Genomic DNA, 25,705 nt, shown 5'->3' with positions numbered 1-25,705 from the left:
GCAGCCCGCCCACCAGGCCTCCACACCGCAGCCCAACGGGAGACACCCATGTCCACCACCGTCACGACCTCACCGCCCACCGCGACCGACCCCCACCCGCGCCGCTGGGCCGCCGCCGTCGTCATGATGACCGCCGCGCTCATGGACCTGCTGGACACGACGATCGTGAACGTCGCGATCCCCTCCATCGGCCACGACCTGCACGCCTCCGCGAGCGACCTCCAGTGGACGGTCTCCGCCTACCTGCTCGGCTTCGCGGCCGCCCTGATCGTCTCCGGGCATCTCGGCGACCGCCTCGGCCGGCGCACCCTCTTCCTCGTCGGCACCGCGGGCTTCGGTCTGACCAGCCTGGCGTGCGGCGTCGCACAGTCGCCCGGCCAGCTGATCGCCGCGCGCGCCGCACAGGGCGTACTGGCAGCGGTGCTGATCCCGCAGGTCATCGGCTCCTTCCGCACCCTCTTCCACGGCAAGGAGCGCGGCGCGGCCTTCGGGATGTACGGCGCCGTCGCCGGGTTCGCCTCCGCGATCGGGCTGCTGCTCGGCGGGGTGCTCACCGACGCCGACCTGTTCGGCTGGGGCTGGCGCTCGGTGTTCCTGGTGAACGTGCCGGTGGCGCTGGTGACGTTCGTCGCCGGGGCGCTGCTCGTGCCCGCCACGAAGGAACGCTCGGCCGGCCGGCCCGACGCCCTCGGCAGCCTCGTCCTGGCCGCCGGCCTGGTGGCGATCGTGCTGCCGCTGGTCCAGGGCCGGGAGAACGGCTGGCCGCTGTGGGGCTGGGCCTGCCTGGCCGCCGGCGTCCTCGCGGTCACCGGCCTCGGTGTGTTCGAGGCGCGGCGCCGGCGCGCCGGCACGGTACCGCTGCTTCCGGCCCGCGCCTTCCGGCTGCCGGCGTTCTCCGTGGGCGTCCTGGTGCAGCTTCTCTTCTCCGTCGGCATGCAGGGCTTCTTCCTGGTCTTCGCCGTCTGGCTGCAGGCAGGCCAGAGGTACACCCCGATGCAGGCCGGCGTGCTCACCGTCGCCTTCTCCGTCGGCGGCTTCCTCACCGCCCCGGCCGCCGACGCGCTCGCCGTACGCCACGGCCGGCACGTGCTCGGCGCCGGAGCGCTGCTGATGGCCGGCGGCTTCGCCTGGGTCTGGTCGGCCGTCGCCGACGCCTCACCCACCCACACCGGGGCGTGGCCACTGGTGCCCGGACTGGCGGTGGCCGGCGCCGGCCTCGGCTTCCTCGTCGTACCGCTGGTGAACGTGGTCCTCTCCGCCGTACCCGCCGACCTCGCCGGCGGGGCGTCCGGGATCTTCTCCACCGCCCAGCAGTTCGGCGGCGCCCTCGGCGCGGCGATCATCGGCACGGTCTTCTTCGGCCACGCCGACGACGGCCTGACCGAGGCGCTGGACACGGCGATGCCCTGGGTGACGGGCGGATTCCTGCTGTGCGCGGCACTGTGCGCGCTGCTGCCACGCACGGCGACCGCCGGCCACTCCGGCAGCTGAGGACCGCCGGCCACTCCGGCGGCTGAGGACCGCCGGCCACTCCGGCGGCTGAGGACCGCCGGCCGGTCCGGCGACCGACGACCGACGACCAGTGAGCCGGCACCGGCTCGTTCAGGGGGCTCCCGACACGGGCAGCCCCCTCGACGCCGTACCGGCATCCGAGGGGCGCCGTACCGGCATGCGACGCCGTACCGCCCTACGGCCCCGTACCCCTACGTGTCGCACTCCAGCACCGTCCGGCACAACGCACACCGCGCCCTCACCCGCCCCCGCACCGGCACCCTGATCCGCTGATGACACGTCGGACAGGGAAACGTCACCCGCAACGGCCCCCGGGCGTCCGGGACGAACGCGTACGAGGCGTCCGGGACGGCGGCGACGAGACGATGGTCCTGAGCGTGCCGCCGGTCGCGCGCATAGCGCCGCCGGCCCGCCCAGCCGGCCGCCGTCAGCGGCGGCTGCTGCTCGTCCAGCCGCGCCCGCTCCCTGCCCTTCACATACGCCGTGTACGCCTGCGGACTGGTGAACCACACCGACGGATCCTCACCGAAGACCACCGCCCGCTTGGCCAGCACGTACCCGAACTCCTCCGGGGTCAGATACCCCAGCTTCTGCGAGGAGTCCGCGTCCTCCCGGAACGCGTCGAGCAGCAGCCAGCCCGCCCCCAGATAGGTCGTGGCCGTGTCCGTCAGGATCTCGTTGTCACGCGTGCCGGGAAACGACAGGTCCAGCCGGTGCAGGAAGACATGCATGATCTCGTGCGCCAGAGCCGCACCGATGTCCCGCCGATGCGTACGGAACCGCTCGTTCAACTCGACGAAGTACTCCGGACCCGCCGCCAGCTCCACATTCGCCGCGTACACCATCTCCCGGAAACCGACGACCATCCGCGCGTCCGGCAACCGGAAGTGCCGCACCAGCTCACGCGCCACCCGCTGCGCCCCCAGATGAAGATCATCCGTGTCGCAGAACGCCACATCCACCGGCGCCACACTCGTCGCGAACTGATGCACGGTGTCGTACGACAACCGCCTGTACAGCGCCGTGATGGCGGCCCGCACCGTCTCCAGATGCGGGTAGCCGTGCTCGACCGGTCCGCCGTTGCCCACGCCCGACCCCCAACACGCCGTGAACCCGAATCCACTGTACGAGGGCCCCCGACACTCCCGCACCCGCCCTCGCACCGGCGACACACTAGGGTGAACGCCCATGACCACCAGCACCAACGGAACCGGTGACGTCGACCCCGCCGTCCACGAGGAACTGGCACGGCTGCGCGACAGCATCGACAACATCGACGCGGCCGTCGTCCACATGCTCGCCGAACGCTTCAAAGCCACCCAGCAGGTCGGCCACCTCAAGGCCCGCCACCAGCTCCCCGCCGCCGACCCGGCCCGCGAGGCCCGCCAGATCGCCCGGCTGCGCGCCCTCGCCGAGAGCGCAAAGCTGGACCCGGCCTTCGCTGAAAAGTTCCTCAATTTCATCATCGCCGAGGTGATCCGCCACCACGAGCGCATCGCCGAGGACACCCTGCACGACACCCGGGCCTGACCTCGACGGACACCACCCCGCACCGCCGACACCGGCCCCGCGAGACCCGACGGGGCCGCGCCCCGCACCCCCCACCGGCGGGCACTGCGCGTCAGCCACCGGGCACGCCCCGTCAGCGTTCGGACGTAAGCTGGTGCTCCCATCGCGGGAGGGACATCGGGTCATGCCGCCGGATGCGAAGATCCTCATCGTCGACGACCACCAGGACACGCTCTACGCGCTGGAGAGCGCCCTGGCCCCGCTGGGCTACCTGCTCGCCCGCGCCACCACCGGCGACGAAGCCCTCAAACAGGTGCTGCGCGGCCAGGTCGGCCTCCTCCTGCTCGACGTCCGCATGCCCGGCGTCAGCGGACTCGAGGTCGTCCGCTACATGCGGCGCCTGGAGCAGACCCAGCACATCCCCGTCATCCTGCTCACCGGCTTCGGCCCCGACCACGACCTCACGGCCGCCGCCTTCGCCCTCGGCGTCGCCGACCTCGTCATGAAACCCGTCGACCCCTGGGCCCTGCGCACCAAGGTCCGCTACCTCTACGACGCCCACCTGCGCCACCTCGCCCTCGAACACGAGGTACGCACCCTGCGCGCCCTCGTCAAGGACCCCGGCGACCCCACGACCGAGGACACGCCCCCGCCCGCCCGCGTCCCCGTCCAACGCGACACCGACGCCCGCACCCCGGGCACCACCGCACCGACAGCGCCGTAGCGCACACACCCATCCCCGTACCTTGGGCGCGGGACGGGAAAAACAGTGCGTACCGGTCCGCCCCTGCGCCCTACCCGCCCCATCAGGCAGCATGGCCTGCATGTCCGTACTGACGCGCGACGAAGCGCAGACCCGTGCCCAGCACCTCGACGTCCACCGCTACACCATCGAACTCGACCTGACCACCGGCGACGAGACCTTCGAGTCCCTGACCGTCATCCGGTTCACCGCGCGCACGGACGCGGACACCTTCGTCGAGCTCAAGCCGGCCCACCTGCGCTCCGTCACCCTCGACGGCAAACCCCTCGACCCGGAAACCCTGGACGACAACCGCCTGCCCCTGAAGAACCTCACCGCGGGCGACCACGAACTGCGCGTCCACGCCGCCATGCGCTACTCCCGCACCGGCGAGGGCATGCACCGCTTCACCGACCCCTCCGACGGCGAGACCTACGTCTACACCCAACTCTTCATGGACGACGTCCAGCGCGTCTTCGCCGCCTTCGACCAGCCCGACCTCAAGGCCGTCTTCGACCTCACCGTCACCGCCCCCGAAGGCTGGACCGTCCTCGCCAACGGCATCACCGAACACCTCGGCGAGGGCCGCTGGCACGCCGCCCCCACCCCCCTGATCTCCACCTACCTCGTCGCCGTCGCCGCAGGCCCCTGGCACTCCGTCCGCACCGAACACCGCGGCCTGCCCTTCGGCCTCCACTGCCGCCGCTCCCTCGGCCCCCACCTCGACGCGGACGCCGACGAACTCCTCGACATCACCCGCCAGTGCTACGACCGCTACCACGAGAAGTTCGAGGAGCCCTACCCCTTCGACTCCTACGACCAGGCCTTCGTCCCCGAGTTCAACGCCGGCGCCATGGAGAACCCCGGACTCGTCACCTTCCGCGACGAGTTCGTCTACCGCTCCGCCGTCACCGACACCGAACGCCAGACCCGCGCCATGGTCATCGCCCACGAGATGGCCCACATGTGGTTCGGCGACCTCGTCACCCTCAAGTGGTGGGACGACATCTGGCTCAACGAGTCCTTCGCCGAGTACATGGGCTACCAGACCCTCACCGAAGCCACCCGCTTCACCGACACCTGGGTCGACTTCGGCGTCGCCCGCAAGGCCTGGGGCTACGACGCCGACCAACGCCCCTCCACCCACCCCGTCGCCCCCGAAGCCGTCGACGACACCGCCTCCGCCCTGCTCAACTTCGACGGCATCTCCTACGCCAAGGGCGCCTCCGCACTACGCCAGTTGGTGACCTGGCTCGGCGAGAAGGACTTCCTCACCGGCATCAACACCCACTTCGCCCGCCACCGCTTCGCCAACGCCACCCTCGCCGACTTCATCGACTCCCTCGCCGACGCCACCGAACGCGACGTCCACGCCTGGGCCGACGCCTGGCTGCGCACCACCGGCGTCGACACCCTCACCCCCACCGTCACCACCGACGCCGGCACCTGCACCCTCACCGTCGAACACACCGGCAGCCGCCCCCACCGCATCGCCGTCGGCCTCTACGACCAGGACCTCGGCGACGAAGGCCGCCTCACCCTGCGCGAACGCCTCGACCTCGACATCCCCCACACCACACCCCAGCCCATCGGCAAGCGCCCCGCCCTGCTCCTCCTCAACGACGGCGACCACACCTACGCCAAGATCCGCTTCGACACCGCGTCCTTCGACACCGTCCGCACCGGCCTGTCCCGCCTGCCCGACCCGCTCACCCGAGCCGTCGTCTGGAACGCCCTGCGCGACGCCGTCCGCGACGGCGACCTCGCCCCCACCGCCTACCTGGACACCGCCCGCACCCACCTCCCGCACGAGACCGACCTGGCCCTCGTCCAAGGCGTCCTCACCTTCGCCTCCGCCCAGGTCGCAGGCCGCTACCTCACCCCCGACGAACGCCCCGCCGCCCTCGCCACCCTCACCTCCCTGTGCCGCGACCTCATCCGCCGCACCGAGGACGGCGACCACCCCGGCCTGCGCCTGATCGCCGTACGCCACTTCATCGACGTCGCCGCCCACCCCGACACCATCGCCGCCTGGCTCGCCGACGGCACCGTCCCCGGCGGCCCCGAACTCGACCCCGACCTGCGCTGGCGCGTCCTCGCCCGCCTCGCCGTCCTCGGCGCCACCGACGAGAACGCCATCGCCGCCGAACTCGACCGCGACCCCTCCGCCACCGGCCAGGAAGGCGCCGCCCGCTGCCGCGCCGCCCTGCCCGACCCGGAGGCCAAGCGCACCGCCTGGGCCGCCATGTTCGACACCGACGACCTGTCCAACTACCTCTTCACCGCCACCGCCCAGGGCTTCTGGCAGCCCGAACAGGCCGACCTCGTCCGCGAGTACATCCCCCGCTTCTACAAGGACGCGGTCACCCTCGCCGCCCGCCGAGGCCCCGCCATCGCCGACGCCGCCGGCCGCTGGGCCTTCCCCGCCCACGCCGTCGACGCCGAGAACCTCAGCCTCGGCCAGGCCTGCCTGCGCGACAGCGACCCGATCCCGGCACTGCGACGCAAGCTCGTCGACCAACTCGACGACCTGGGACGGGCATTGCGGGTCCAGGAGGCGTAGAGCAACCGCCGGCCGTCAACCGTCGGCCGTCCACCGTCGGCCGGCCACCCCCGGCCGTCCACCCCCGGCCGTCCACCCCCGGCCGTCAACCGCCGGCCGGCCACCCCCGGACGGGTCAACCCAGCCCGCCCGGGGGCCCCTCACGGGAAAGTCGCTCCGAGGACAAGGCCCCCTCAGCACCGAAGCGGGCACGCCCGCGACCGGCAAGCCCCCCCCGCACGTCCGCAACCGGCCCCCGGCCTCCTACTTTCGGGTCCACATCCCCCGCTGCCAGGCCAGTTCGCACCGCCCGACGCCACACTGGGACTCCCCACCCCGACAGGAGTCCCATGAGCCTTCCGCCCCTCGCCTCGGGCCCCGAAGGCCCCGACGCGCTACGGCCGTTGCTCGAAACAGTCCTCCACGCCCTGCGCACCGGCACCGAGACCCGCCGCGGCCCCCTCCCCGCCGGCGGCCCGGCGACAGTCGCCGCCCGCGTACACGACGCCGTCGGCGACATCCTCCCCGACCAGGGCGACCCCACCGCCCTGCACACCCTCGTCCGCACCCTCGCCGAAGGCGCCGCCGACCCCGCCCACCCCCTGTGCGCCGCCCACCTGCACTGCCCACCCCTCGCCGTCGCCACCGCCGCCGACCTCGCCGCCTCCGCCCTCAACCCCTCCCTCGACTCCTGGGACCAGGCCCCCGCCGCCTCCGCACTCGAAGCACTCGTCACCCGCACCCTCGCCCACGAAGCCGGCATGGCCGACGCCCTCGTCACCACCGGCGGCACCGAATCCAACCACCTCGCCCTCCTCCTCGCCCGCGAACGCCACGGCACCGGCCTACGCCTCGTCCACGGAACCAACGCCCACCACTCCCTGCCCCGCGCCGCCTGGCTCCTCGGCCTGCCCGACCCCGTCGCCCTCCCCACCCCCACCGGCACCCTCGACCCCGCCGCACTCGCCGAGACCCTCACCCACCTCCCCGGCCCCCTCCTGGTCGCCGCCACCGCCGGCACCACCGACGCCGGCCTCATCGACCCCCTCCCCGACATCGCCGCCCTGTGCACCACCCACGGCGCCCGCCTCCACATCGACGCCGCCTACGGAGGCGGCCTCCTCTTCAGCGACCGCCACCGCACCCGCCTCACCGGCCTCGACACCGCCCACACCATCACCCTCGACCTGCACAAACTCGGCTGGCAACCCGTCGCCGCCGGCCTCCTCGCCGTCCACGACCCCCACGACCTCACCCCCCTCCACCAACACGCCGACTACCTAAACGCCGACGACGACACCGACGCAGGCCTCCCCGACCTCCTCGACCGCTCCCTGCGCACCACCCGCCGACCCGACATCCTCAAGATCGCCGTCACCCTCAAAACCCTCGGCCGCACCGGCCTCGCCACCCTCGTCGACCAAGTCTGCGCCCAAGCCCACCAGTTCGCCGAAACCATCCGCGACCACCCCGCCTTCGACCTCTACGACACCCCCACCCTCAGCACCGTCCTCTTCCGCCCCAAAAACGCCACCGACGACGCCGTAGCCGCCCTACGCCGCCACCTGCTCACCGACGGCCGCGCCGTCCTCGGCCGCGCCCACCTCGACGGCCGCCTCTGGCTCAAAACCACCCTCCTCAACCCCCACACCCACCCCGACGACCTGGCCGCCCTCCTGAAACTGGTGGAAGGAAACACCCCCACATGACCACCCCCCCACCCGCAAAACCCAGCACCCCCCACGACCTCGTCGGCATCGGCATCGGCCCCAGCAACCTCTCCCTCGCCGCCCTCGCCCACCCCCTCACCGCACTCCACACCGCCTTCTACGACCAACGCCCCGCCTTCCACTGGCACCCCGGCCTCCTCCTCGACGACGCCCGCATCCAAGTCCCCTTCCTCGCCGACCTCGTCACCCTCGCCGACCCCACCAGCAACTGGACCTTCCTCAACCACCTCAAGAACCGCGACCGCCTCTACCCCTTCTACTTCGCCGAACGCTTCCACATCCAACGCGCCGAATACGACGCCTACTGCCGCTGGGTCGCCGAAAACCTCCCCACCCTCCACTTCCACCACCACGTCGACGCCATCCGCTGGAACCCCGAACACAACCTCTTCGAAATCGACTTCACCCCACTCGACACCGACGGAAAACCCACCACCGTCAACCGCACCCACACCAAGAACGTCGTCCTCGGCATCGGCACCCAACCCCACATCCCCGACCCCCTCCGCCCCCTCGCCGACGCACCCGGCGTCCCCGTCATCCACACCTGCGACTACCTCGACCACCGCACCACCCTCCTCACCGCCGACCACATCACCGTCGTCGGCTCAGGACAATCCGGCGCCGAAGTCTTCCTCGACCTCCTCCGCCACCGCCCCACCGGCCGCGAACGCCTCCACTGGATCGGCCGCACCGAAGCCTTCGCCCCCATGGAGTACTCCAAACTCGGCCTCGAACACTTCACCCCCGACTACACCCGCTACTTCCACGCCCTCCCCGAACCCGTCCGCGACCGCCTCAACGCCACCCAATGGCAACTCCACAAAGGCATCGACGCCACCACCCTCGCCGCCATCCACGACGAGCTCTACCGCCGCACCCTCCACGGCCACTGGCCCGACGCCGTCCTCACCCCCGGCGTCCGCGTCCGCACCGCCGGCCGCCTCACCACCACCAAGATCGAACTCCACCTCGAACACATCCAGCAGAACACCCGCACCCGCCTCACCACCGACGCCGTCATCCTCGCCACCGGCCACCGCGAACGCCCCCTCGACCACCTCCTCGCCGACCTCCACCCCCACCTCCACCGCGACACCGCCGGACGCCCCCGCATCGACGACCACTTCCGCCTCGTCCTCGACCCCACCATCACCGCCACCGGCAGCAACATCTACATCCAGAACGGCGAACGCCACACCCACGGCGTCGGCGCACCCGACCTCGGCCTCGCCGCCTGGCGCAGCGCCACCATCCTCAACAGCATCACCGGCAAGGACACCTACCCCCAGCCCACCCGAACGGCCTTCACCACCTTCGGCCTCCACCCCCAACCCCACATCCCCGCAGCCCGACAACCCCACACAACCCTGATCCCCCTCACCGAACACCGATAGAACGCCACAGGGGCGGCGGGCACACACACCCCACCGCCCCCGCGCACGACCGACGCCGACGCACGAACTAGAACACCGGCGTCCCGTCCCGCGTCAACTTCCAGTCCACCGACGCGAACTCAGCCGGATCGATCGACCCCTTCGCCTTCACCCAGGCGATCATCGTGTTACGGATCTCGTCCGAGTTCGACCACAGCAACTTCGCCGCCGCAACGTACGGGAAATTGCCACCACCGTTCGCCCGGTAGTTGTTCACCGCGAACACGAACTGCCGGTCGTCCGCCAGCGGCACCCCCTCGAACCGCACGTTCGACACCCGCGAACCAGCCGCCTTCGCAATGTCGATCTCGTACGTCAGACCACTGACCACGTCATAGTTGTAGTCCGGCGTACCGTTCGCGTTCGTCAGCTTCGCCGGATCGACCACCGCGTCCGCCGCCGTCTGCACGTAGTAGTTCGCCGAGTACTCCAGATACGCCTTCATCTGAGCACCCGTCATCAGACGAGCCTCCAGCGTGTTCTCGAACACATACAGACCCGCCACATCCCGGATCGTCACCTGACCCGCCGGAATGACCGCGCTCCGCGAGAACGCCGCCGCCTGCGACAGAACCGGCAGCGCCGCGTACTCCGTACCCGCCAGCGCCTGCCTCACCGTGTCCGCCTGGATGTGATTGATCAGATCGATGATCGGCACATCCTTGTACGGCGCCTCCACCGACGTCATCTCGGCGACATTCGTACCGATGACCTGGTTGACGTACCCCACGACCTTCTCGTGCTCGTCACCCAGCAGCTTCACGATCCTCGGGTCCTCCTCCACCGTGTTGGAGTTCAGGACCCGCGCACCCACCTTCTCGACCGTCCAACGCCCCTTGCCCCACACCAACTCGAAGTCGAACAACGTCAACCGCTGCCCCCACTTCAGCGGCTCGGACAACACCACCTGCTTGCCCGTCTCCTTGTTCGTGACGAAGTACTCCGGAATCTCCGTGTGCGCATGACCCACGAGAATCGCGTCGATCCCCGGCACCTGCTCCGCCACCAGCCCCGCCGCGTTCTCGATGTACGGCAACTGGTCACCGTACGACGACGTCCCCGACGAACCACTGTGCGCCGACACGATCACGACATCCGCACCCATCGACCGCAGCTTCGGCACCCACTTCGCCGCCTGCTCCTCCAGACCCGGGAACGTCATCTTCCCCTGCACATTCGCCTTGTCCCAGATCGCGATACCCGGATTCGTCAGACCCAGGACCGCCACCCTCACATCACGGCCGAACGGCGTACGCAGACAGTGCATGCTGTACGGCGGGAACGCCGGCCGCAACGTCTTCGCGTCCAACGCGTTCGCACCCAGCAGCGGAAAACGACACTGCTCCTGGAACTTCCGCAACACCGGAATGCCGTAGTTGAACTCATGATTGCCGAGCGCGGCAGCGTCGTAGCCGATCGCGTTCATCGCCTGCGCCATGGGATGCACCGGCCCGCCCTTGGCGGTGATGGGGTCCACCTTGGCGTAGTAGTACGACAACTGCGTGCCCTGGATCGTGTCACCCGCGTCGATGAGAAGGGTGTTACCACGACCCTTCTCCTCGCGGATCCGAGTCACCAGAGTGGAGATCTTCGCCAGACCGACGTCGTTGTGCGCCTTGTCGTCGAACTCCCTGTCCGTGAAGTAGTCCCAGTTGAAGACGTTCCCATGCAGGTCCGTCGTGCCCATCACGGTGAACGAGTACCGCTTCGGCCGCCCAACCGGCTGCCGCGCCTCGGCCGCCTGCGCCGCCGGAGCCGCAGCCGCGCCCGCGACAGCCACCCCCGCCCCGGTCACGGCGGACTTCTTCAGAAACTTCCGGCGGTTCAACGGCATGTCTTGCTCCTCGGGGAACAACGGTCAACGACGCGCGTAGATAACGCGCGTAGATTCTGACCCGGACATGGCGACGCACAACAGGCCTCCGAGATTGCGATCTGGTGACCCCACCTGTGCAACTCCCGCCCCATAACCAGGTAAGGCCTGCCAGAGTGGGACGTATGACCACCCCCGCCAAACCAACCCACGGCACCCCCGACGCCCCCCTCCTCACCGTCCGCGGCGAAACCACCCTCGAAGTCGACCCCGAGATCGCCCGCATCGGCATCACCGTCACCGCCCGCGGCCGCGACCGCCGCACCACCCTCGACGACCTCACCCGCCGCAACACCACCGCCCTCGACCTCATCAAGTCCTACGGCGACGCAGTCGAGAACCTCGCCACCGGCGCCCTCTCCATCACCCCCGAACTCACCCACCGAGGCCGCGGCGAACGCATCCACACCTACCACGGCACCATCCACCTCACCGCCGACCTCACCGACTTCACCACCCTCGGCGAACTCACCACCCGCCTCGCCGACCTCGACCTCACCCGAGTGGACGGACCCTGGTGGGAACTCCGCCCCGACTCACCCACCCACCGCCAAGCCCGCCAACAAGCCGTCCAAGCGGCCGTCCAACGCGCCCACGAATACGCCGACGCCCTCGGCACCACCGTCGCCGCCCTCCTCCAACTCACCGACACCGGCACCCAGGGCCCCCGCACCCGCTCCGCCTTCGACCGCCGAACCGTCCGCATGTCCGCAGCCGCCATCGAAACCGAAACCGCCCCCGAACCCCTCGACCTCGAACCCCGCCGCATTCGCATCCAGGCAGAAGTCAGCGCACAGTTCACCATGATTCCGCCAACCCTCTGAATTCACCCTTTCGGACGCCACAAGTCGCTCATCAGAGCAACCACCCGCACAATGCAACACCCGTCAACAAGCCTTCACCCAAAGGTCGTTGAGCAGCCATACGCCACCAAATTCGCTACCCAGCGGTAAGTCATAGGCTCGAACCATGCGCCGAGCAAAAATCGTCTGCACCCTGGGCCCCGCCACCCACTCCTACGACCAGATCAAACACCTGATCGACGCAGGAATGGACATCGCCCGCTTCAACCTCAGCCACGGCACCCACGCCGAACACGAGGAGCGCTACCAACACGTACGCAAGGCCACCGACGAAACCGGCCACAACGTCGGCACCCTCGCCGACCTCCAAGGCCCCAAAATCCGCCTCGGCCACTTCACCGAAGGCCCCGTACTCCTCGAACGCGGCGACACCTTCACCATCACCGTCGAGGAAGGAGCAGAAGGCAACCGCCACACCTGCGGAACCACCTACGACGGCCTCGCAGACGACATCACCACCGGCGAACGCATCCTCGTCGACGACGGCAAAGTCTGCCTCGAAGTCACCCACACCGACGGCCCCCGCGTCCACACCCGCGTCATCGAAGGCGGCATCATCTCCGACCACAAAGGCCTCAACCTCCCCGGAGTCGCCGTCTCCGTCCCCGCACTCTCCAAAAAAGACGAAGACGACCTACGCTGGGCACTGCGCACCGGCTTCGACATCATCGCCCTGTCGTTCGTCCGCAGCGGCAAGGACATCCTCGACGTCCACCGCATCATGGACGAAGAAGGCCGCCGCCTCCCCGTCATCGCCAAAGTGGAAAAACCCCAGGCCGTCGACAACATCCAAGACATCGTCGCCGCCTTCGACGGCATCATGATCGCCCGCGGCGACCTCGGCGTGGAAATGCCCCTCGAACAGGTCCCGATCGTCCAGAAACGCGCCATCAAACTGGCCAAACGCAACGCCAAACCGGTCATCGTCGCAACCCAGATGCTCGACTCCATGATCGACAACTCACGCCCCACCAGGGCCGAGGCATCGGACGTCGCCAACGCAGTCATCGACGGCACCGACGCAGTGATGCTCTCCGGCGAAACCAGCGTCGGCCGCTACGCGGTCGCGACCGTCCGCACCATGGCGAAGATCGTGGCAGCGGTCGAGGAGGACATCCTCGCCAAGGGCCTCCCACCCCTCACCGAGAAAAACAAACCCCGCACCCAAGGCGGCGCCGTCGCCCGAGCAGCCGCCGAGATGGGCGACTTCCTCGGCGCCAAGTTCCTCATCGCCTTCACCCAGTCGGGCGACACAGCCCGCCGCCTCTCCCGCTACCGCTCCCCGATCCCCCTCCTGGCCTTCACCCCGGAGCCGGCGACCCGCTCCCAACTGAACCTGACCTGGGGAGCGGAGACGTTCCTGGTCCCCCACGTCGATTCCACCGACGCGATGGTGGACCAGGTGGACGACCTGCTGCTGAGGTACGGGCGCTGCGAGAAGGGGGATGTGGTGGTGATCACGGCCGGCTCGCCTCCGGGGGTCTCTGGGTCCACGAACCTGGTGCGGGTGCATCACATCGGGGTGGACGACAAGTAGGGGAGGGAGTCAGTGCTTGGGGCCTACGTGGGTGTCGAGTAGGGCGACAGAGGCTTTCTTGGCGACGGAGATGTTGTACGGGTTTCCGTTGCGGGTGCAGCGCGTCCACTCGATTCCCAGCTGGTCGAGGGTGTCCGTGTACAGGCGGCGGATGTCGTCCGACACGTTGGTGAAGAAGTACCGGGGGTATTCGTAGCGCTTGCGTTCGCCGGCGACCACGCGGGTCGTCCAGTTGGTGATGCGGCAACCGTCGGAGTGGATGAGGCCCCGGATGAACTCCCAGGGGTGGGCGTCGACGATGGCCTGCTGCCAGGGTTCGAGGGCGATCGTGCGCTCGTGCTTCTTGCCGGGGCCGTGCTGGGGGAAGAGGCACCAGAGGTGCTTGGAGTACAGCTTCACTTCCTGGCAGCCCTTTCGGCGGACCCTGCAGACCGAATTTCCGGGAAGAACCGACCGCATGGCCTTCTCGCACTCGTCCATGAGCCCGGGGTGCGCGTCCGCGCAGGTGATGGACAGGCTGGGTGCTCGCATGGCGCGGTTCTGGATGATGTGGCCGTCGCCGAGGTAAAGGCCGAGCAGATAGGAGTAGGCCGATGCGTCCAGCTCGCCTTCGCAGCGTGGACACGGTGGGTGGGCTCGTCCCGGACACTCGCCGCGCTTCGCGCGGTCCATGTGCTTCCAGTAACTGACCGTGCCGAGTGGGACATCAAGCTGGCGAGCCACCTCGGCGTTCCGCGTTCCGTCCCGCAGCAGTGTGAGCGCCTTCTGCCGAACCTGTGCGCCATGGAAATTCATGCGAACACTCTGCGTAACTGACGGCAACCGTGTGCATGAAAAAGCGGAGAACCACGCGAACGTGATCCTCCGCTTATTGGTGCCGGGTGCGGGACTCGAACCCGCACGTCCTCTCGGACAGATGTGTTTGAGACATCAGCGTCTGCCTGTTCCGCCAACCCGGCTGGGCAACCCGAGAGGAGTGTACCGGGTCACCGCGCAGAGGCGCAGCTAGGTAGGCTCTTGTCAGCAGTACCCCTGCCCTGAACAAGGAGCCCCCGTGACCTCCCCCGAGTCGCCCCAGCCCGTAGACGCGCCCGACGACGACACGTCGCACGTGCCTCCGCTGACGACCCGTGTCGTCATCGCCGAGGACGAGGCCCTGATCCGGCTCGACCTGAAAGAGATGCTGGAGGAGGAGGGCTACACCGTCGTCGGTGAGGCCGGTGACGGCGAGCAGGCGATCGAGCTGGCCCGTGAGCACCAGCCGGACCTGGTGATCCTCGACGTGAAGATGCCGAAGCTGGATGGCATCTCGGCGGCCGAGAAGATCGCTGAGGAGCGGATCGCGCCGGTGCTGATGCTGACCGCGTTCTCGCAGCGTGATCTGGTCGAGCGGGCTCGGGACGCCGGTGCGATGGCGTATCTCGTGAAGCCGTTCAGTAAGAGTGATGTCGTGCCGGCGATCGAGATGGCTGTCTCGCGGTTCACGGAGTTGAAGGAGCTGGAGAAGGAGGTCGCGGACCTCACTCAGCGGTTGGAGACGCGGAAGCTGGTGGATCGGGCGAAGTCGATCCTTCAGACGGAGTACGGGCTGACGGAGCCGGCGGCGTTCCGGTGGATTCAGAAGACGTCGATGGATCGGCGTATGTCGATGCAGCAGGTGGCGGAGGCGGTTATTCAGGACGCGGAGGAGAAGAAGGCGTCCAAGGGCTGAGTGGTCCGGCGGCTTGTACGGCGGCGAGGCCCGCACCCCCGGAGAAGTGGGGTGCGGGCCTCGTCGTGTCTGTGGGCGGAACCTTGGCTCAGTCTTCGCCGAGGTATGCCTTGCGGACGGACTCGTCGTGGAGGAGGTCCTGGCCGGTGCCGGAGAGGACGATCTTGCCGACTTCCATGACGTGGCCGTGGTCGGCCAGTGAGAGGGCGGCCTGGGCGTTCTGCTCGATCAGGAGGATGGTCATGCCCTGGGATTTCAGTTCGGCGATGGTGGCCATGATCTTCTGCATCATGATCGGTGAGAGTCCCATGGAGGGTTCGTCGAGCATGAGCAGTTTCGGCTGGGACATGAGGGCGCGGCCCATGGCCAGCATCTGCTGTTCACCGCCGGAGAGGGTGCCTGCGGCTTGCTTGCGGCGCTCTCCCAGGATGGGGAAGAGGTCGTAGGCGCGCTGGATGTCCTTTTCGATGCCGGGTTTGTCGTTGCGGAGGAAGGCGCCGAGGCGGAGGTTGTCCTCGATCGTCATGCGGGGGAAGATGTGCCGCCCCTCGGGGGAGTGGGCGAGCCCGAGGGAGACGATGTTGTGGGCGGGGATCTTCTTCAGTGAGCGGCCGTTGAATTTGATCTGGCCGCCGACCGGCTTGAGGAGGCCGGAGAGGGTGCGCAGGGTGGTCGTCTTGCCGGCGCCGTTGGTGCCGATGAGGGTGACGACTTCGCCGGCGTTGACCTTGAAGGAGATGCCTTTGACGGCTTCGATCTTGCCGTAGGCGATGCGGAGGTCTTCGACTTCGAGCAGTGCGGTCATCGGTCGTTCTCCTTGCCGGGCGCGGCGTCCGTCGTGGCGTCGGCGTTGGCTTCGGCGGCTTCGACTTCGGCGAGTTCTTCGGCGCCGGGGGCGTTTTCGAAGGGTTCGCCGAGGTAGGCGGCGATGACGCGTTCGTCGCCTTGGACGGTGGCGCTGTCGCCTTCGATGAGCTTTTGGCCTTGGACGAGGACGGCGACGCGGTCGCAGAGGTTGAAGATGAACCGCATGTCGTGCTCGATGACGAGGACGGCGATGCCCTTGTCGCGGATGGCGAAGACCAACTCCTCGGTGGCTCGCGTCTCCTGGGGGTTCATGCCGGCTGTCGGTTCGTCGAGGAGCAGCAGGCCGGGTTCGCTCGCCAGCGCTCGGGCGATTTCGAGCTTGCGCTGTTCGCCGTAGGGGAGGTTGCGGGCGAGGTGGTCGGCCTTCTTGTCCAGGCCGACGAACTCGAGGAGTTCCATGGCGCGTTCGCGGGACGCGGCCTCCGCCTTGTGGAAGCCGGGGAGTCGGAGGACGGCTGACCAGAAGCCTTCTTTGGTGCGGGTGTGGCGGCCGACGAGGACGTTTTCCAGGACGGTCATGTTGGCGAAGAGCCGGATGTTCTGGAAGGTGCGGGCGATGCCGGCGGCGGTGACCTTGAAGGACTTGGGCGGCAGGACGGTGCCTTTGTAGCGGACTTCGCCCTCGGTGGGGACGTAGAGGCCGGTGAGGCAGTTGAAGAAGGTGGTTTTGCCGGCGCCGTTGGGGCCGATGAGGCCGACGATTTCGCCGCTGTTGACGGTGAGGTTGACGTCGCTGACGGCGGTGAGGCCGCCGAAGCGCATGGTCACGCCGCGGGCGTCGAGGACGGTCTGCCCGGTCTGGGTGATGGTGTCGGTGGTCATGGTGGTCAGGCCCCTGCCTTCGTCAGGACGGTGGGCGCTTCCGCCTCCTCGTGGAACTCCAGCTGACGGCGTCGGTTGGGGATGAGGCCTTCGGGTCGGAAGCGCATCAGCAGGATGAGGGCGACGCCGAAGGCGAAGAGCTGGTAGTCGCCGAGGAACTGGAGCTTGTTGGGGATGAGGTAGAGCAGTGCGGCGCCGATGAGGGGTCCGCTGATGGTGCCCATGCCGCCGAGGACGACGGCGGCGAGCAGGAAGGCGGAGTTGGGCGGGATGGCGCCGGCGAAGAGGTACTGCTCGGGTGTCACGGTGTAGGTGACGTGTGCCTGGACGGTGCCGGCGAGGCCTGCGAGGGAGGCGCCGACGGCGAAGGCGATGAGCTTGACCCTGAAGCCGTTGATGCCCATGGCGAGGGCGGCGGTTTCGTCTTCGCGGATGGCGACCCAGGCGCGGCCGATGCGGGAGTCGCCGCTGCGCCGGAAGACCAGCACCACGATGGCGGTGATGAGCAGCATCAGGAAGAAGTAGTTGGCGAATCGGCCGATGGCGAAGCCGGCGATGTCGTGTTGCTGGCTGAAGTCGAAGCCGAGGATGTTGAGGTCGGGGATGGAGGAGATGCCGTTGGAGCCGTTGGTGATGTCGGGTCCGGAGGTGCCGTCGAGGTTGTTGGCGGTGATGCGGAAGATCTCACCGAAGCCGAGGGTCACGATGGCGAGGTAGTCGCCGCGCAGGCGGAGGGTGGGGGCGCCGATGAGGACGCCGAAGACGAGTGAGGCGAGGGCGCCGACGAGGACGGCGGCCCAGAAGGGGAAGTGGACGCCGAAGGGGGAGCTCTGTGATCCGGAGACGAGGGAGGCGGCGTAGGCGCCGACGCCGAGGAAGGCGACGTATCCGAGGTCGAGGAGGCCGGCGAGGCCGACGACGATGTTCAGGCCGAGGGCGACGGTGGCGAAGATGAGGATGTAGACGCCGATGGTCGCGTACTGGTCGTCGGTCTGGGTGAAGGGGAAGAGTGCGGCGGCGACGAATGCGCCGCAGATGGTGATGTTCTGGTGGCGTGAGGTGATCTGGGACGCCTGGGCGACGAGGCCGGATTTGTTGAGTGCGGCGAAGCCGAGTCCGGCGCTGATGAGGAAGCCGATGAAGAGTTCGTCGTATTCGGTGCCGATGCCGTAGGTGAAGACGGTGAGGCCGAGGGCGAGGACGGCGACGATGATCAGGATCTCGGCGTATGCCGGGAGCTTGCCGATCGGCTTGGTGGTGCCGGTGGTGAAGGCGGCCTTGATGTTCTCCCGCTGGTGGCGGGCTTTGTGCTTGAAGAGTTCCCAGCCGGTGTCGTCGGGGTCGATGGGGTCGGGTGCGGGGCGCTGGAAGGGGAGGGCGAGGGCGCCGGTGAGGGCGGCGAGGGTGGCGATGGCGACGATGAAGCCGCCGGGTTCGAGGTTGACGAGGCCGCCGAGGTCGACGCTGATGGCGAGGACGGTGTACCAGGCGGTGGCGAAGGTGGCGAGGGCGCCGAGTTTGATGGCTGCGTCGGCTCCTGCGGGGGTGAGCCAGCCGAGGCCCTGTACGCCGTAGGAGGAGAGGCAGAGGAGGGTGGTGAGGGCGCCGGTGATGAGGACGAGGACTTGGAGGCCGCCGGGGTAGCCGTAGACGGTGAGGTCGCCGGGGAAGGCGCTGGTCCAGGTCCAGGCGAGGAAGGTGGAGATGACGGCGAGGACGCTGCCGCCGAGGGCGAGGGCTCGTCCGATGTGTTCGGGGAGGGGGACGAGGCCGGTCGCGGCGGGGGCGGGGGTGTGGGTCTGGGGTGTGGTGGTCTGTGTCGTCATCGGTTTCACGCCCTGTCCGCGACGCGTTCGCCGAGCAGGCCTTGTGGCCTGAGCAGCAGTACGAGGATGAGGAGTACGAAGGCCCAGACGTCGGCCCAGGACTGGCTGCCGAACTTGTCCATGCCGGGGATGTCGGCGATGTAGGCGGTGGCGAGGGTTTCGGCGATGCCGAGGACGACGCCGCCGATCATGGCGCCGTAGATGTTGCCGATGCCGCCGAGGACGGCTGCGGTGAATGCCTTGAGGCCGAGGATGAAGCCCATGCGGAAGTCGATCTGGCCGTACTTGAGGCCGTAGGCGACGGCTCCGACGGCGGCGAAGGCGGCGCCGAGGGCGAAGGCGAGGACGATGATGCGGTCGGTGTTGACGCCCATCAGTTTCGCGGTGTCGGGGTCTTGGGCGGTTGCCTGCATGCCGCGGCCGGTGCGGGTCTTCATGACGAAGTAGGCGAGGAACGCCATGCTGATGGGGGCGGCGCAGAGCAGGAAGATGTCACCGGTCTGGATGGTGACGCTGCCGAGTTCGAAGGGGCCGCCGGGGATCTCCGGGAAGGTGCGGGCGGATTTGGCGTCGGGGTACCAGGCCCAGACCGCCTGCTGGAGGGCGAGGGAGAGGCCGATGGCGGTGATGAGGGGGGCGAGGCGTGGGGCGTTTCGCAGGGGGCGGTAGGCGAACCGTTCCGCTCCGACGGCGATGGTGACGGCGACGATGATCGCGCCGACGATCATCAGGGGTAGGGCGAGCCACATGGTGGTGCCGTCGGGGAGCCAGAGCCAGACCGTGAGTGCGCCGAAGGCGCCGGTCATGAAGATCTCGCCGTGGGCGAAGTTGATGAGCTGGACGATGCCGTAGACCATTGTGTAGCCGATGGCGACGAGCCCGTACATGGATCCCAGTAGCAGGCCGTTGACCAGCTGCTGCGGCAGTTCGTTCACCGCATGTCCTCCGAGACGTTTCGGATAGTTAGACGGATGTGTCCGGATGTGAGTCCGCGCGGGGCGCCAGTGGAACAGCGCCCCGCGCGGCTCTGTGAGTGGTGCGGGTGTGGGTCAGCCGGTGAAGGTGCCGGACTTGACCGTCTTCCAGGCACCGTTCTCGACGGTGTACACGGTGAGCTGCTTGTTGGTGGCGTCGCCGTACTCGTCGAAGGAGACCTTGCCGGTCACACCGTCGAAGGACACGTTCTGCATGGCGGCCATGATCTTGGCGCGGGCGTCGCTGGGGAGCTTGCCGCCGTTGTCGTCGACGACCTTCTTGACGGCCTCGATGACGGCCCAGGCGGAGTCGTAGGCGTAGCCGCCGTAGGCGGAGTACTCCTCCTTGTAGCCGCCGGCCTTGTAGTCGGCGACGAACTGCTTGGCGGAGGGCAGGTCCTCGACGGGGGCGCCGACGGAGGTGGCGAGGTCGCCGGTGCCGGTGGCGCCGGCCAGCTTGATGAAGGTGTCGTCCTTGATGCCGTCGCCGCCGACCAGCGGGATCTTGGCGCCGGCGGCCTTGATCTGCTTGCTGAGCGGGCCGGCCTGCGGGTATTCGCCGCCGTAGTAGACGACGTCGGCGCCGGACTTCTTCACCTTGGTGGCGACCGCGGCGAAGTCCTTGGTGTCGGGGTTGATGTGCTCGGTGCCGACGACGGTGCCGCCGAGCTTCTTGAACTCCTCGGTGAAGGTGGCGGCGAGGCCGGCGCCGTAGGTCTTCTTGTCGTCGATGACGAAGACCTTGGTCTTCTTGGCGGTGGTGTAGACGTACTGCGCGGCGAACGGGCCCTGGATGGCGTCCGTGGTCGCGGTGCGGAAGTAGGACTTGTACTGGCGGGTCTTGCTGGTCTGCCAGTTCGGGCCCTGGGTCAGGGAGGGGCCGGTGTTCGCCGGGGAGACCTCGACGAGGGAGGCGGCTTCGAAGACCTTCTGCATCGATTCGGCGACGCTGGAGTTCAGCGGTCCGACGACGCCGAGGACGTTCTTGTCGGCGACGAACTTGGTGGCGTTCTGCTGGCCGGCGGACGGCTGGCCCTGGTCGTCGAGGGCGTCGACCTTGAAGGTGATGCCCTTGACGTATTCCTTCTTGTTCGCGGTCTTGGCGGCGAGGTCGGCGGAGTTCTTGATGCCGAGGCCCATGGCGGACAGGTCGCCGGTCAGGGGCGCGTCGACGCCGATGGTGACGGTGGTGCCGTCACTGCCCGAGTCGGAGCCCTTGTCGCCGTCGTCGCCGCGTGAGCCGCAGGCGGTGAGGGTGAGTGCTCCCGCCGCCAGCGCGGCGGTGATGGCGATGAACGAACGTTGACGCACGATCCAGTCCTTTCCCTGGCACGGCCCTCCCCCCTGGAAGAGGCCGAGTCGAACGCTGGGGCCGGCAAGGGGTTTTCCGACCGCGCGGTGACTGGCCGTGACTCTAAACGGGTGGAGGGAACGTGGAGGAGGTCCTGACCAAGGCTGTGACGCTCTTGTTATGACACGAGGTAATGCAGAGCGGTACTGAGGGGGTGGAACAGTGGAATTCAGGCCGATTCGCCCTGTCCGCATAGTGAGAACTCGCAGGATGGATGCGAAAGCGTTCAGGCGTCTCAGGTGTTTTGGTGATTACTCGGAATCGTTGCTGCAGGCGACTTGTAGGGCGTGGGAGAGGTCCTGTGCGTAGCGTGAGCCGAGGATGAAGCTGTGGTCTTCTATTGCGCGCTTATTACGCAGCGTTACGTCCAGGAAAGGGAGTCCGGCGTTTTCCGGCACTGTCGCGCAATCGGTCACCTGCATCGTGATGACGATCGTGCGGGCGGAACCCGACCTGGTGCGGAAAGGGGTCCGGGGCGACGAGGCCAGGGAGAGCCCGGCGTACGGCTGTGTCAGGCGTGTCGTCGTGACCGGCGGGCCGGACTCCACGCTCACGAGCACCTCGAAGGCGAAGGTCCGCGGGCGGGTGCCGGGCGGCACGGAGAGCGGGGCGAGGTAGCTGATGTTCACGACCTGGGACGGGAACGGCGGTGCGGGGGAGACCGCTGGACGGTCGTGGGGGCGGGTCGCGTAGAGGTAGCCGCCGCCCGCGAGGAGGGCGGCGGCCGTCAGGACGGCGAGGACGGCGCGGCGGTGGGCGTCGTGGAAGCGGAAGAGCCGGGCGCGCCGGCGCCTGCGGGTGGAGGTGGCGGCGGGGTGGTCGGCGGGGTCCCACGCGCGTGTGCCCTCGCCCGGCTCGACCGGGCCGACGCCGCTCACTGCCAGGGGCCCTTGCCCGGGCCGCCGGAGCGGTACCACGCCACGCAGCCCGCCCGCGCCTCGCGGTCGATCAGCTCGTCCGCGGCTTCGGCCCCCTGACGTCTGTGCTCGGCCCGCGCGGCGTCCACGACGGACCGCAGGATCTCGTACTGCCCGTTGGACAGCCCCATCGACTGGTAGTCCCCGTACGTCTCGCTGTTGAGCACCTCACGCGACCAGTGGGCGACGATCCGGGTGCACAGATCCTCGGGAGGTGTCGCGCTCGCCGACGGTGTGCCGCTCGCCGTGCCCTTGGCCTCCGCGTGGCCGAAGCCGCCGCAGCCGGTCGCCAACGCGCCCGCGAGGCAGGCCAGTCCGAGCAGCCGTATCGCCCCCGGCCGGAAGGATCCTCCCGTTGTCATGCCCCGACGCTAGGCCGCCGGGAGGCGCGGAGCAACGGCTCCGCGCAGCCGCCTTCCCGAGGGTCAGCCCGCCGTGCGCAGGTGCGCCTCGTCGCCCGGGTTCACGTCCCGCAGCAGGCACGTCAGCCGGGCCGTGCACACCCGCCGCCCCGCCTCGTCGCTGATCACGATCTCGTACGTCGCCGTGGTCCGGCCCCGGTGCACGGGCGTGGCGACGCCCGTGACCAGGCCGGAGCGCGCGCCGCGGTGGTGGGTGCAGTTGAGGTCGACACCGACGGCGATCTTGGAGCTGCCGCCGTGCAGCATCGAGCCGACCGAGCCGAGGGTCTCCGCGAGGACCGCGGAGGCGCCGCCGTGCAGCAGTCCGTAGGGCTGGGTGTTGCCCTCCACCGGCATCGTGCCCACGACCCGGTCCGCGGAGGCCTCGATGATCTGCACGCCCATACGGGTGCCCAGGTGCCCGGCGGAGAACAGGGCCGGCAGGTCGACGCCCAGCGCCGCGTACTCGTCGATGACCTCTTGCGGGAACTTCACGTGCTGCTGCTCGCCCATGGGGTCCTGCTCCGTTCGTCGTGACCTGTACGGCTGCCGTACTGGCTGAGCAAACGCTCAGTCGGTCGTCGATTGTTCCAGACGGACGACGACGGACTTGCTGGCCGGGGTGTTGCTGGTGTCCGCGGTGGCGTCCAGCGGCACCAGGACGTTGGTCTCCGGGTAGTACGCCGCCGCACACCCGCGCGACGTCGGATAGAGCACGACCCGGAAACCGGGCGCCCGCCGCTCCACCCCGTCCTTCCACTCGCTGACCAGGTCGACGTACGACCCGTCGGCGATACGGAGGTCCCGGGCGTCCTCGGGGTTGACGAGGACGACCCGGCGGCCGTTCCTGATGCCCCGGTAGCGGTCGTCCAGGCCGTAGATCGTGGTGTTGTACTGGTCGTGCGAGCGCAGCGTCTGCAGCAGGAGACGGCCCGCGGGCAGCCTTGGGTACTCGACCGGCGCGGCGGTGAAGTTGGCCTTGCCGGTGGCCGTGGGGAAGCGGCGCTCGTCGCGCGGGGCGTGCGGCAGGGCGAAACCACCGGGACGGGCCACGCGCGCGTTGAAGTCCTCGAAGCCCGGGATCACGCGTGCGATGCGGTCCCGGATCGTCGCGTAGTCCTTCTCGAACTCCTCCCACGGCGTACGGCTCGTCTCGCCGAGGACCCGGCGCGCCAGGCGGCAGACGATCGCCGGCTCGGACAGCAGGTGGGGGCTCGCCGGCTCCAGGCGGCCCCGGGAGGCGTGCACCATGCCCATGGAGTCCTCGACGGTCACGAACTGCTCGCCGCCGCCCTGCAGGTCGCGCTCGGTACGGCCGAGGGTGGGGAGAATGAGCGCACGCGCGCCCGTGACGACGTGCGAGCGGTTGAGCTTCGTCGACACGTGCACCGTCAGCCGGGCGCGTCGCATGGCCGCCTCGGTGACTGCCGTGTCGGGGGACGCGGAGACGAAGTTGCCGCCCATGGCGAAGAACACCTTCGCCTCGCCGTCGCGCAGGGCGCGGATGGCGCGTACGACGTCGAAGCCGTGCTCGCGCGGGGGCGCGAAGCCGAACTCCTTCTCCAGGGCGTCCAGGAACGCCGGGGCGGGGCGCTCGAAGATGCCCATGGTGCGGTCGCCCTGCACGTTGGAGTGGCCGCGGACCGGGCACACGCCCGCGCCCGGGCGGCCGATGTTGCCGCGCAGCAGGAGGAAGTTGACGACCTCGCGGATCGTCGGCACGGAGTGCTTGTGCTGGGTCAGGCCCATCGCCCAGCAGACAATGGTGCGTTCCGAGGCGAGGACCATCCGCAGGGCCTGCTCGATCTCCGCGCGCGTGAGACCCGTCGCGGTGAGCGTCTCGTCCCAGTCGGCGGCGCGGGCGGCCTCGGCGAACTCCTCGAAGCCGTGCGTGTGTTCACGGACGAACGCCTCGTCGACGGCGCCCGGCCCCGCGCCGGAGGCGCTGTCGTGCTCGGCGAGGATCAACTTGTTGAGCAGACGGAACAGGGCCTGGTCGCCGCCGATGCGGATCTGCAGGAACAGGTCGGTGAGAGCGGCGCCCGCGGTCAGGCCCTTGGGGGTCTGCGGGTTCTTGAAGCGCTCCAGACCCGCCTCGGGCAGCGGGTTGACGGTGATGACCTTCGCGCCGTTCGCCTTCGCCTTCTCCAGGGCGGAGAGCATGCGCGGATGGTTCGTGCCCGGGTTCTGGCCGGCCACGATGATCAGGTCGGCCCGGTAGAGGTCCTCCAGCAGGACGCTGCCCTTGCCGATGCCGATCGTCTCCGACAGGGCCGAGCCCGAGGACTCGTGGCACATGTTGGAACAGTCCGGCAGGTTGTTGGTGCCGAGCTCGCGCGCGAAGAGCTGGTACAGGAACGCGGCCTCGTTGCTCGTACGGCCCGAGGTGTAGAAGACGGCCTCGTCGGGGGAGGCCAGAGCGGTCATCTCCTCGGCGACGATGTCGAAGGCGCGCTCCCAGGAGACCGGCTCGTAGTGCTCTCCCCCTTCGGGGAGATACATGGGGTGGGTGAGCCGGCCCTGCTGGCCGAGCCAGTAGCCGCTGCGGGTCGCCAGGTCGGCGACCGGGTGCTCGGCGAAGAACTCCGGGGTGACCCGGCGCAGGGTCGCCTCCTCGGCCACCGCCTTCGCGCCGTTCTCGCAGAACTCCGCCGCGTGCCGGTGGTCCGGTTCCGGCCAGGCGCAGCCCGGGCAGTCGAAGCCGTCCTTCTGGTTGACCCGCAGCAGCGTCAGCGCGGTGCGCTTCACACCCATCTGCTGCTGGGCGATCCGCAAGGAGTGCCCGATGGCCGGCAGGCCCGCGGCCGCGTGCTTCGGCTCGGCGACCTGCGGCGCGTCCTGGACCGGGTCGGCCTTGGGGGGCTTCGTGGCCATCGGGGGCTCCTTCGCTGGCGCGGGGCGGGTGACCTGTGCGGCCGATCCTCGCATGCGGGACCGACAGTGGGGGTGGGTGGGCCTGTGGGGGTTGCTCCCGGGGGCCTTCGGGTGCGTGCGGGGTGTTGCTCCCGGGGGCGCTTGGTGGTGGTGGGTGGGTCGGGGGGGGGGGGGGGGGGGGGGGGGGGGGGGGGGGGGGGGGGGGGGGGGGGGGGGGG

21 protein-coding genes and 1 tRNA gene are annotated in these 25,705 nt (G+C 69.1%); 9 read left to right on the top strand and 13 right to left on the bottom strand.

From position 1 onward, the window contains the following. The first annotated feature begins 48 nt into the window (after positions 1-48). Entirely contained in the window at positions 49-1,491 is a 1,443-nt protein-coding gene (locus ACPT94_RS28060; RefSeq protein WP_360346184.1) for an MFS transporter, read from the top strand. Between the two features lie 212 nt (positions 1,492-1,703). Here ACPT94_RS28060 and ACPT94_RS28055 read toward each other — a convergent pair whose 3' ends face one another. Further along, positions 1,704-2,600, bottom strand: coding sequence for a hypothetical protein (locus ACPT94_RS28055; RefSeq protein WP_360346186.1), 897 nt, complete (start codon positions 2,598-2,600; stop codon positions 1,704-1,706). A 100-nt stretch (positions 2,601-2,700) separates the two neighbouring features. Between ACPT94_RS28055 and ACPT94_RS28050 the strand changes: the two genes are divergently transcribed. The 5 genes from ACPT94_RS28050 (at position 2,701) to ACPT94_RS28030 (ending at position 9,432) form a co-directional block, all read left to right on the top strand. Next, positions 2,701-3,042, top strand: coding sequence for a chorismate mutase (locus ACPT94_RS28050; RefSeq protein ID WP_360346188.1), 342 nt, complete (start codon positions 2,701-2,703; stop codon positions 3,040-3,042). Positions 3,043-3,205: 163 nt separating this feature from the next. Then, the gene (locus ACPT94_RS28045) at positions 3,206-3,745 is read left to right on the top strand and encodes a response regulator (protein ID WP_360346190.1); all 540 of its coding nucleotides are present in this window, start codon (positions 3,206-3,208) and stop codon (positions 3,743-3,745) included. A gap of 100 nt (positions 3,746-3,845) precedes the next feature. After that, entirely contained in the window at positions 3,846-6,326 is a 2,481-nt protein-coding gene (gene pepN / locus ACPT94_RS28040; RefSeq protein WP_360346192.1) for an aminopeptidase N, read from the top strand. A 329-nt stretch (positions 6,327-6,655) separates the two neighbouring features. Continuing rightward, positions 6,656-8,014 carry a pyridoxal phosphate-dependent decarboxylase family protein gene (locus ACPT94_RS28035; protein ID WP_360346194.1) on the top strand — a complete coding sequence of 453 codons (1,359 nt, stop codon included), beginning with the start codon at positions 6,656-6,658 and terminating at the stop codon, positions 8,012-8,014. Beyond that, positions 8,011-9,432 (top strand): lysine N(6)-hydroxylase/L-ornithine N(5)-oxygenase family protein, encoded by a 1,422-nt coding sequence (locus ACPT94_RS28030; protein ID WP_360346196.1) that lies wholly within the window; start codon positions 8,011-8,013, stop codon positions 9,430-9,432. Before ACPT94_RS28035 ends, ACPT94_RS28030 begins: the two co-directional genes overlap by 4 nt. A 67-nt stretch (positions 9,433-9,499) precedes the next feature. On the opposite strand, the gene ACPT94_RS28025 is transcribed toward ACPT94_RS28030, so the two are convergent. Beyond that, positions 9,500-11,305, bottom strand: a complete 1,806-nt coding sequence (locus tag ACPT94_RS28025; protein ID WP_425247162.1) for a bifunctional metallophosphatase/5'-nucleotidase — start codon at positions 11,303-11,305, stop codon at positions 9,500-9,502. Positions 11,306-11,469: 164 nt separating this feature from the next. On the opposite strand from ACPT94_RS28025, the gene ACPT94_RS28020 reads away from it, so the two are divergent. Both ACPT94_RS28020 and pyk read left to right on the top strand, forming a co-directional pair. Next, entirely contained in the window at positions 11,470-12,168 is a 699-nt protein-coding gene (locus ACPT94_RS28020) for an SIMPL domain-containing protein (protein WP_425247121.1), read from the top strand. A gap of 145 nt (positions 12,169-12,313) precedes the next feature. After that, the gene (gene pyk, locus ACPT94_RS28015) at positions 12,314-13,744 is read left to right on the top strand and encodes a pyruvate kinase (protein ID WP_360346202.1); all 1,431 of its coding nucleotides are present in this window, start codon (positions 12,314-12,316) and stop codon (positions 13,742-13,744) included. Positions 13,745-13,753: 9 nt separating this feature from the next. Here the strand turns inward: pyk and ACPT94_RS28010 are convergent, their stop codons facing one another. Together ACPT94_RS28010 and ACPT94_RS28005 are read right to left on the bottom strand one after the other, a co-directional pair. Further along, positions 13,754-14,539 carry a helix-turn-helix domain-containing protein gene (locus tag ACPT94_RS28010; protein ID WP_425247120.1) on the bottom strand — a complete coding sequence of 262 codons (786 nt, stop codon included), beginning with the start codon at positions 14,537-14,539 and terminating at the stop codon, positions 13,754-13,756. Between the two features lie 77 nt (positions 14,540-14,616). Further along, positions 14,617-14,703 (bottom strand) — tRNA-Leu (locus ACPT94_RS28005). Between the two features lie 95 nt (positions 14,704-14,798). Between ACPT94_RS28005 and ACPT94_RS28000 the strand changes: the two genes are divergently transcribed. Beyond that, a complete protein-coding gene (locus ACPT94_RS28000; RefSeq protein ID WP_360346206.1) occupies positions 14,799-15,455 on the top strand; it encodes an ANTAR domain-containing response regulator in 657 nt (218 codons plus the stop codon). Between the two features lie 88 nt (positions 15,456-15,543). On the opposite strand, the gene ACPT94_RS27995 is transcribed toward ACPT94_RS28000, so the two are convergent. The 9 genes from ACPT94_RS27995 to ACPT94_RS27955 form a co-directional block, all read right to left on the bottom strand. After that, on the bottom strand, positions 15,544-16,260 hold the full coding sequence (locus tag ACPT94_RS27995; RefSeq protein WP_360346208.1) for an ABC transporter ATP-binding protein: 717 nt from the start codon (positions 16,258-16,260) through the stop codon (positions 15,544-15,546). Then, a complete protein-coding gene (locus tag ACPT94_RS27990) occupies positions 16,257-17,144 on the bottom strand; it encodes an ABC transporter ATP-binding protein (RefSeq protein WP_360346210.1) in 888 nt (295 codons plus the stop codon). Before ACPT94_RS27990 ends, ACPT94_RS27995 begins: the two co-directional genes overlap by 4 nt. Positions 17,145-17,149: 5 nt before the next feature. Next, entirely contained in the window at positions 17,150-18,970 is a 1,821-nt protein-coding gene (locus ACPT94_RS27985) for a branched-chain amino acid ABC transporter permease (RefSeq protein ID WP_425247119.1), read from the bottom strand. 5 nt (positions 18,971-18,975) lie between these two features. Continuing rightward, complete coding sequence (locus ACPT94_RS27980; protein WP_360346214.1) at positions 18,976-19,905, bottom strand: branched-chain amino acid ABC transporter permease; 930 nt, start codon at positions 19,903-19,905, stop codon at positions 18,976-18,978. 114 nt (positions 19,906-20,019) lie between these two features. After that, entirely contained in the window at positions 20,020-21,255 is a 1,236-nt protein-coding gene (locus ACPT94_RS27975) for a branched-chain amino acid ABC transporter substrate-binding protein (RefSeq protein WP_360346216.1), read from the bottom strand. Positions 21,256-21,546: 291 nt separating this feature from the next. After that, positions 21,547-22,173: a Tat pathway signal sequence domain protein gene (locus tag ACPT94_RS27970; RefSeq protein WP_360346218.1), complete on the bottom strand. Its 627-nt coding sequence runs from the start codon at positions 22,171-22,173 to the stop codon at positions 21,547-21,549. Further along, positions 22,170-22,574 (bottom strand): hypothetical protein, encoded by a 405-nt coding sequence (locus ACPT94_RS27965; protein ID WP_360346220.1) that lies wholly within the window; start codon positions 22,572-22,574, stop codon positions 22,170-22,172. The genes ACPT94_RS27970 and ACPT94_RS27965 overlap by 4 nt, the downstream gene beginning before the upstream one ends. Before the next feature lie 63 nt (positions 22,575-22,637). Beyond that, a complete protein-coding gene (locus ACPT94_RS27960) occupies positions 22,638-23,126 on the bottom strand; it encodes a PaaI family thioesterase (RefSeq protein ID WP_360346222.1) in 489 nt (162 codons plus the stop codon). 57 nt (positions 23,127-23,183) lie between these two features. Continuing rightward, positions 23,184-25,487 (bottom strand): FdhF/YdeP family oxidoreductase, encoded by a 2,304-nt coding sequence (locus tag ACPT94_RS27955; RefSeq protein ID WP_360346224.1) that lies wholly within the window; start codon positions 25,485-25,487, stop codon positions 23,184-23,186. Positions 25,488-25,705 lie beyond the last annotated feature (218 nt).

This window comes from Streptomyces aurantiaciflavus, from assembly GCF_049808595.1.
In the GTDB taxonomy this organism is placed as follows: Bacteria; Actinomycetota; Actinomycetes; order Streptomycetales; family Streptomycetaceae; genus Streptomyces.
Note: the sequence above shows the minus strand (reverse complement) of the source record. Positions and strands in the feature narration are given on the sequence as shown.

What these genes read in the sequence shown, in the direction of transcription:
- ACPT94_RS28060 (WP_360346184.1), top strand. Translation starts at nt 49, where the DNA reads ATGTCCACCACCGTCACGACCTCACCGCCCACCGCGACCGACCCCCAC.
- ACPT94_RS28050 (WP_360346188.1), top strand. Translation starts at nt 2,701, where the DNA reads ATGACCACCAGCACCAACGGAACCGGTGACGTCGACCCCGCCGTCCAC.
- ACPT94_RS28045 (WP_360346190.1), top strand. Translation starts at nt 3,206, where the DNA reads ATGCCGCCGGATGCGAAGATCCTCATCGTCGACGACCACCAGGACACG.
- pepN (WP_360346192.1), top strand. Translation starts at nt 3,846, where the DNA reads ATGTCCGTACTGACGCGCGACGAAGCGCAGACCCGTGCCCAGCACCTC.
- ACPT94_RS28035 (WP_360346194.1), top strand. Translation starts at nt 6,656, where the DNA reads ATGAGCCTTCCGCCCCTCGCCTCGGGCCCCGAAGGCCCCGACGCGCTA.
- ACPT94_RS28030 (WP_360346196.1), top strand. Translation starts at nt 8,011, where the DNA reads ATGACCACCCCCCCACCCGCAAAACCCAGCACCCCCCACGACCTCGTC.
- ACPT94_RS28025 (WP_425247162.1), bottom strand. Translation starts at nt 11,305, where the DNA reads ATGCCGTTGAACCGCCGGAAGTTTCTGAAGAAGTCCGCCGTGACCGGG.
- ACPT94_RS28020 (WP_425247121.1), top strand. Translation starts at nt 11,470, where the DNA reads ATGACCACCCCCGCCAAACCAACCCACGGCACCCCCGACGCCCCCCTC.
- pyk (WP_360346202.1), top strand. Translation starts at nt 12,314, where the DNA reads ATGCGCCGAGCAAAAATCGTCTGCACCCTGGGCCCCGCCACCCACTCC.
- ACPT94_RS28010 (WP_425247120.1), bottom strand. Translation starts at nt 14,539, where the DNA reads ATGAATTTCCATGGCGCACAGGTTCGGCAGAAGGCGCTCACACTGCTG.
- ACPT94_RS27995 (WP_360346208.1), bottom strand. Translation starts at nt 16,260, where the DNA reads ATGACCGCACTGCTCGAAGTCGAAGACCTCCGCATCGCCTACGGCAAG.
- ACPT94_RS27990 (WP_360346210.1), bottom strand. Translation starts at nt 17,144, where the DNA reads ATGACCACCGACACCATCACCCAGACCGGGCAGACCGTCCTCGACGCC.
- ACPT94_RS27985 (WP_425247119.1), bottom strand. Translation starts at nt 18,970, where the DNA reads ATGACGACACAGACCACCACACCCCAGACCCACACCCCCGCCCCCGCC.
- ACPT94_RS27965 (WP_360346220.1), bottom strand. Translation starts at nt 22,574, where the DNA reads ATGACAACGGGAGGATCCTTCCGGCCGGGGGCGATACGGCTGCTCGGA.
- ACPT94_RS27960 (WP_360346222.1), bottom strand. Translation starts at nt 23,126, where the DNA reads ATGGGCGAGCAGCAGCACGTGAAGTTCCCGCAAGAGGTCATCGACGAG.
- ACPT94_RS27955 (WP_360346224.1), bottom strand. Translation starts at nt 25,487, where the DNA reads ATGGCCACGAAGCCCCCCAAGGCCGACCCGGTCCAGGACGCGCCGCAG.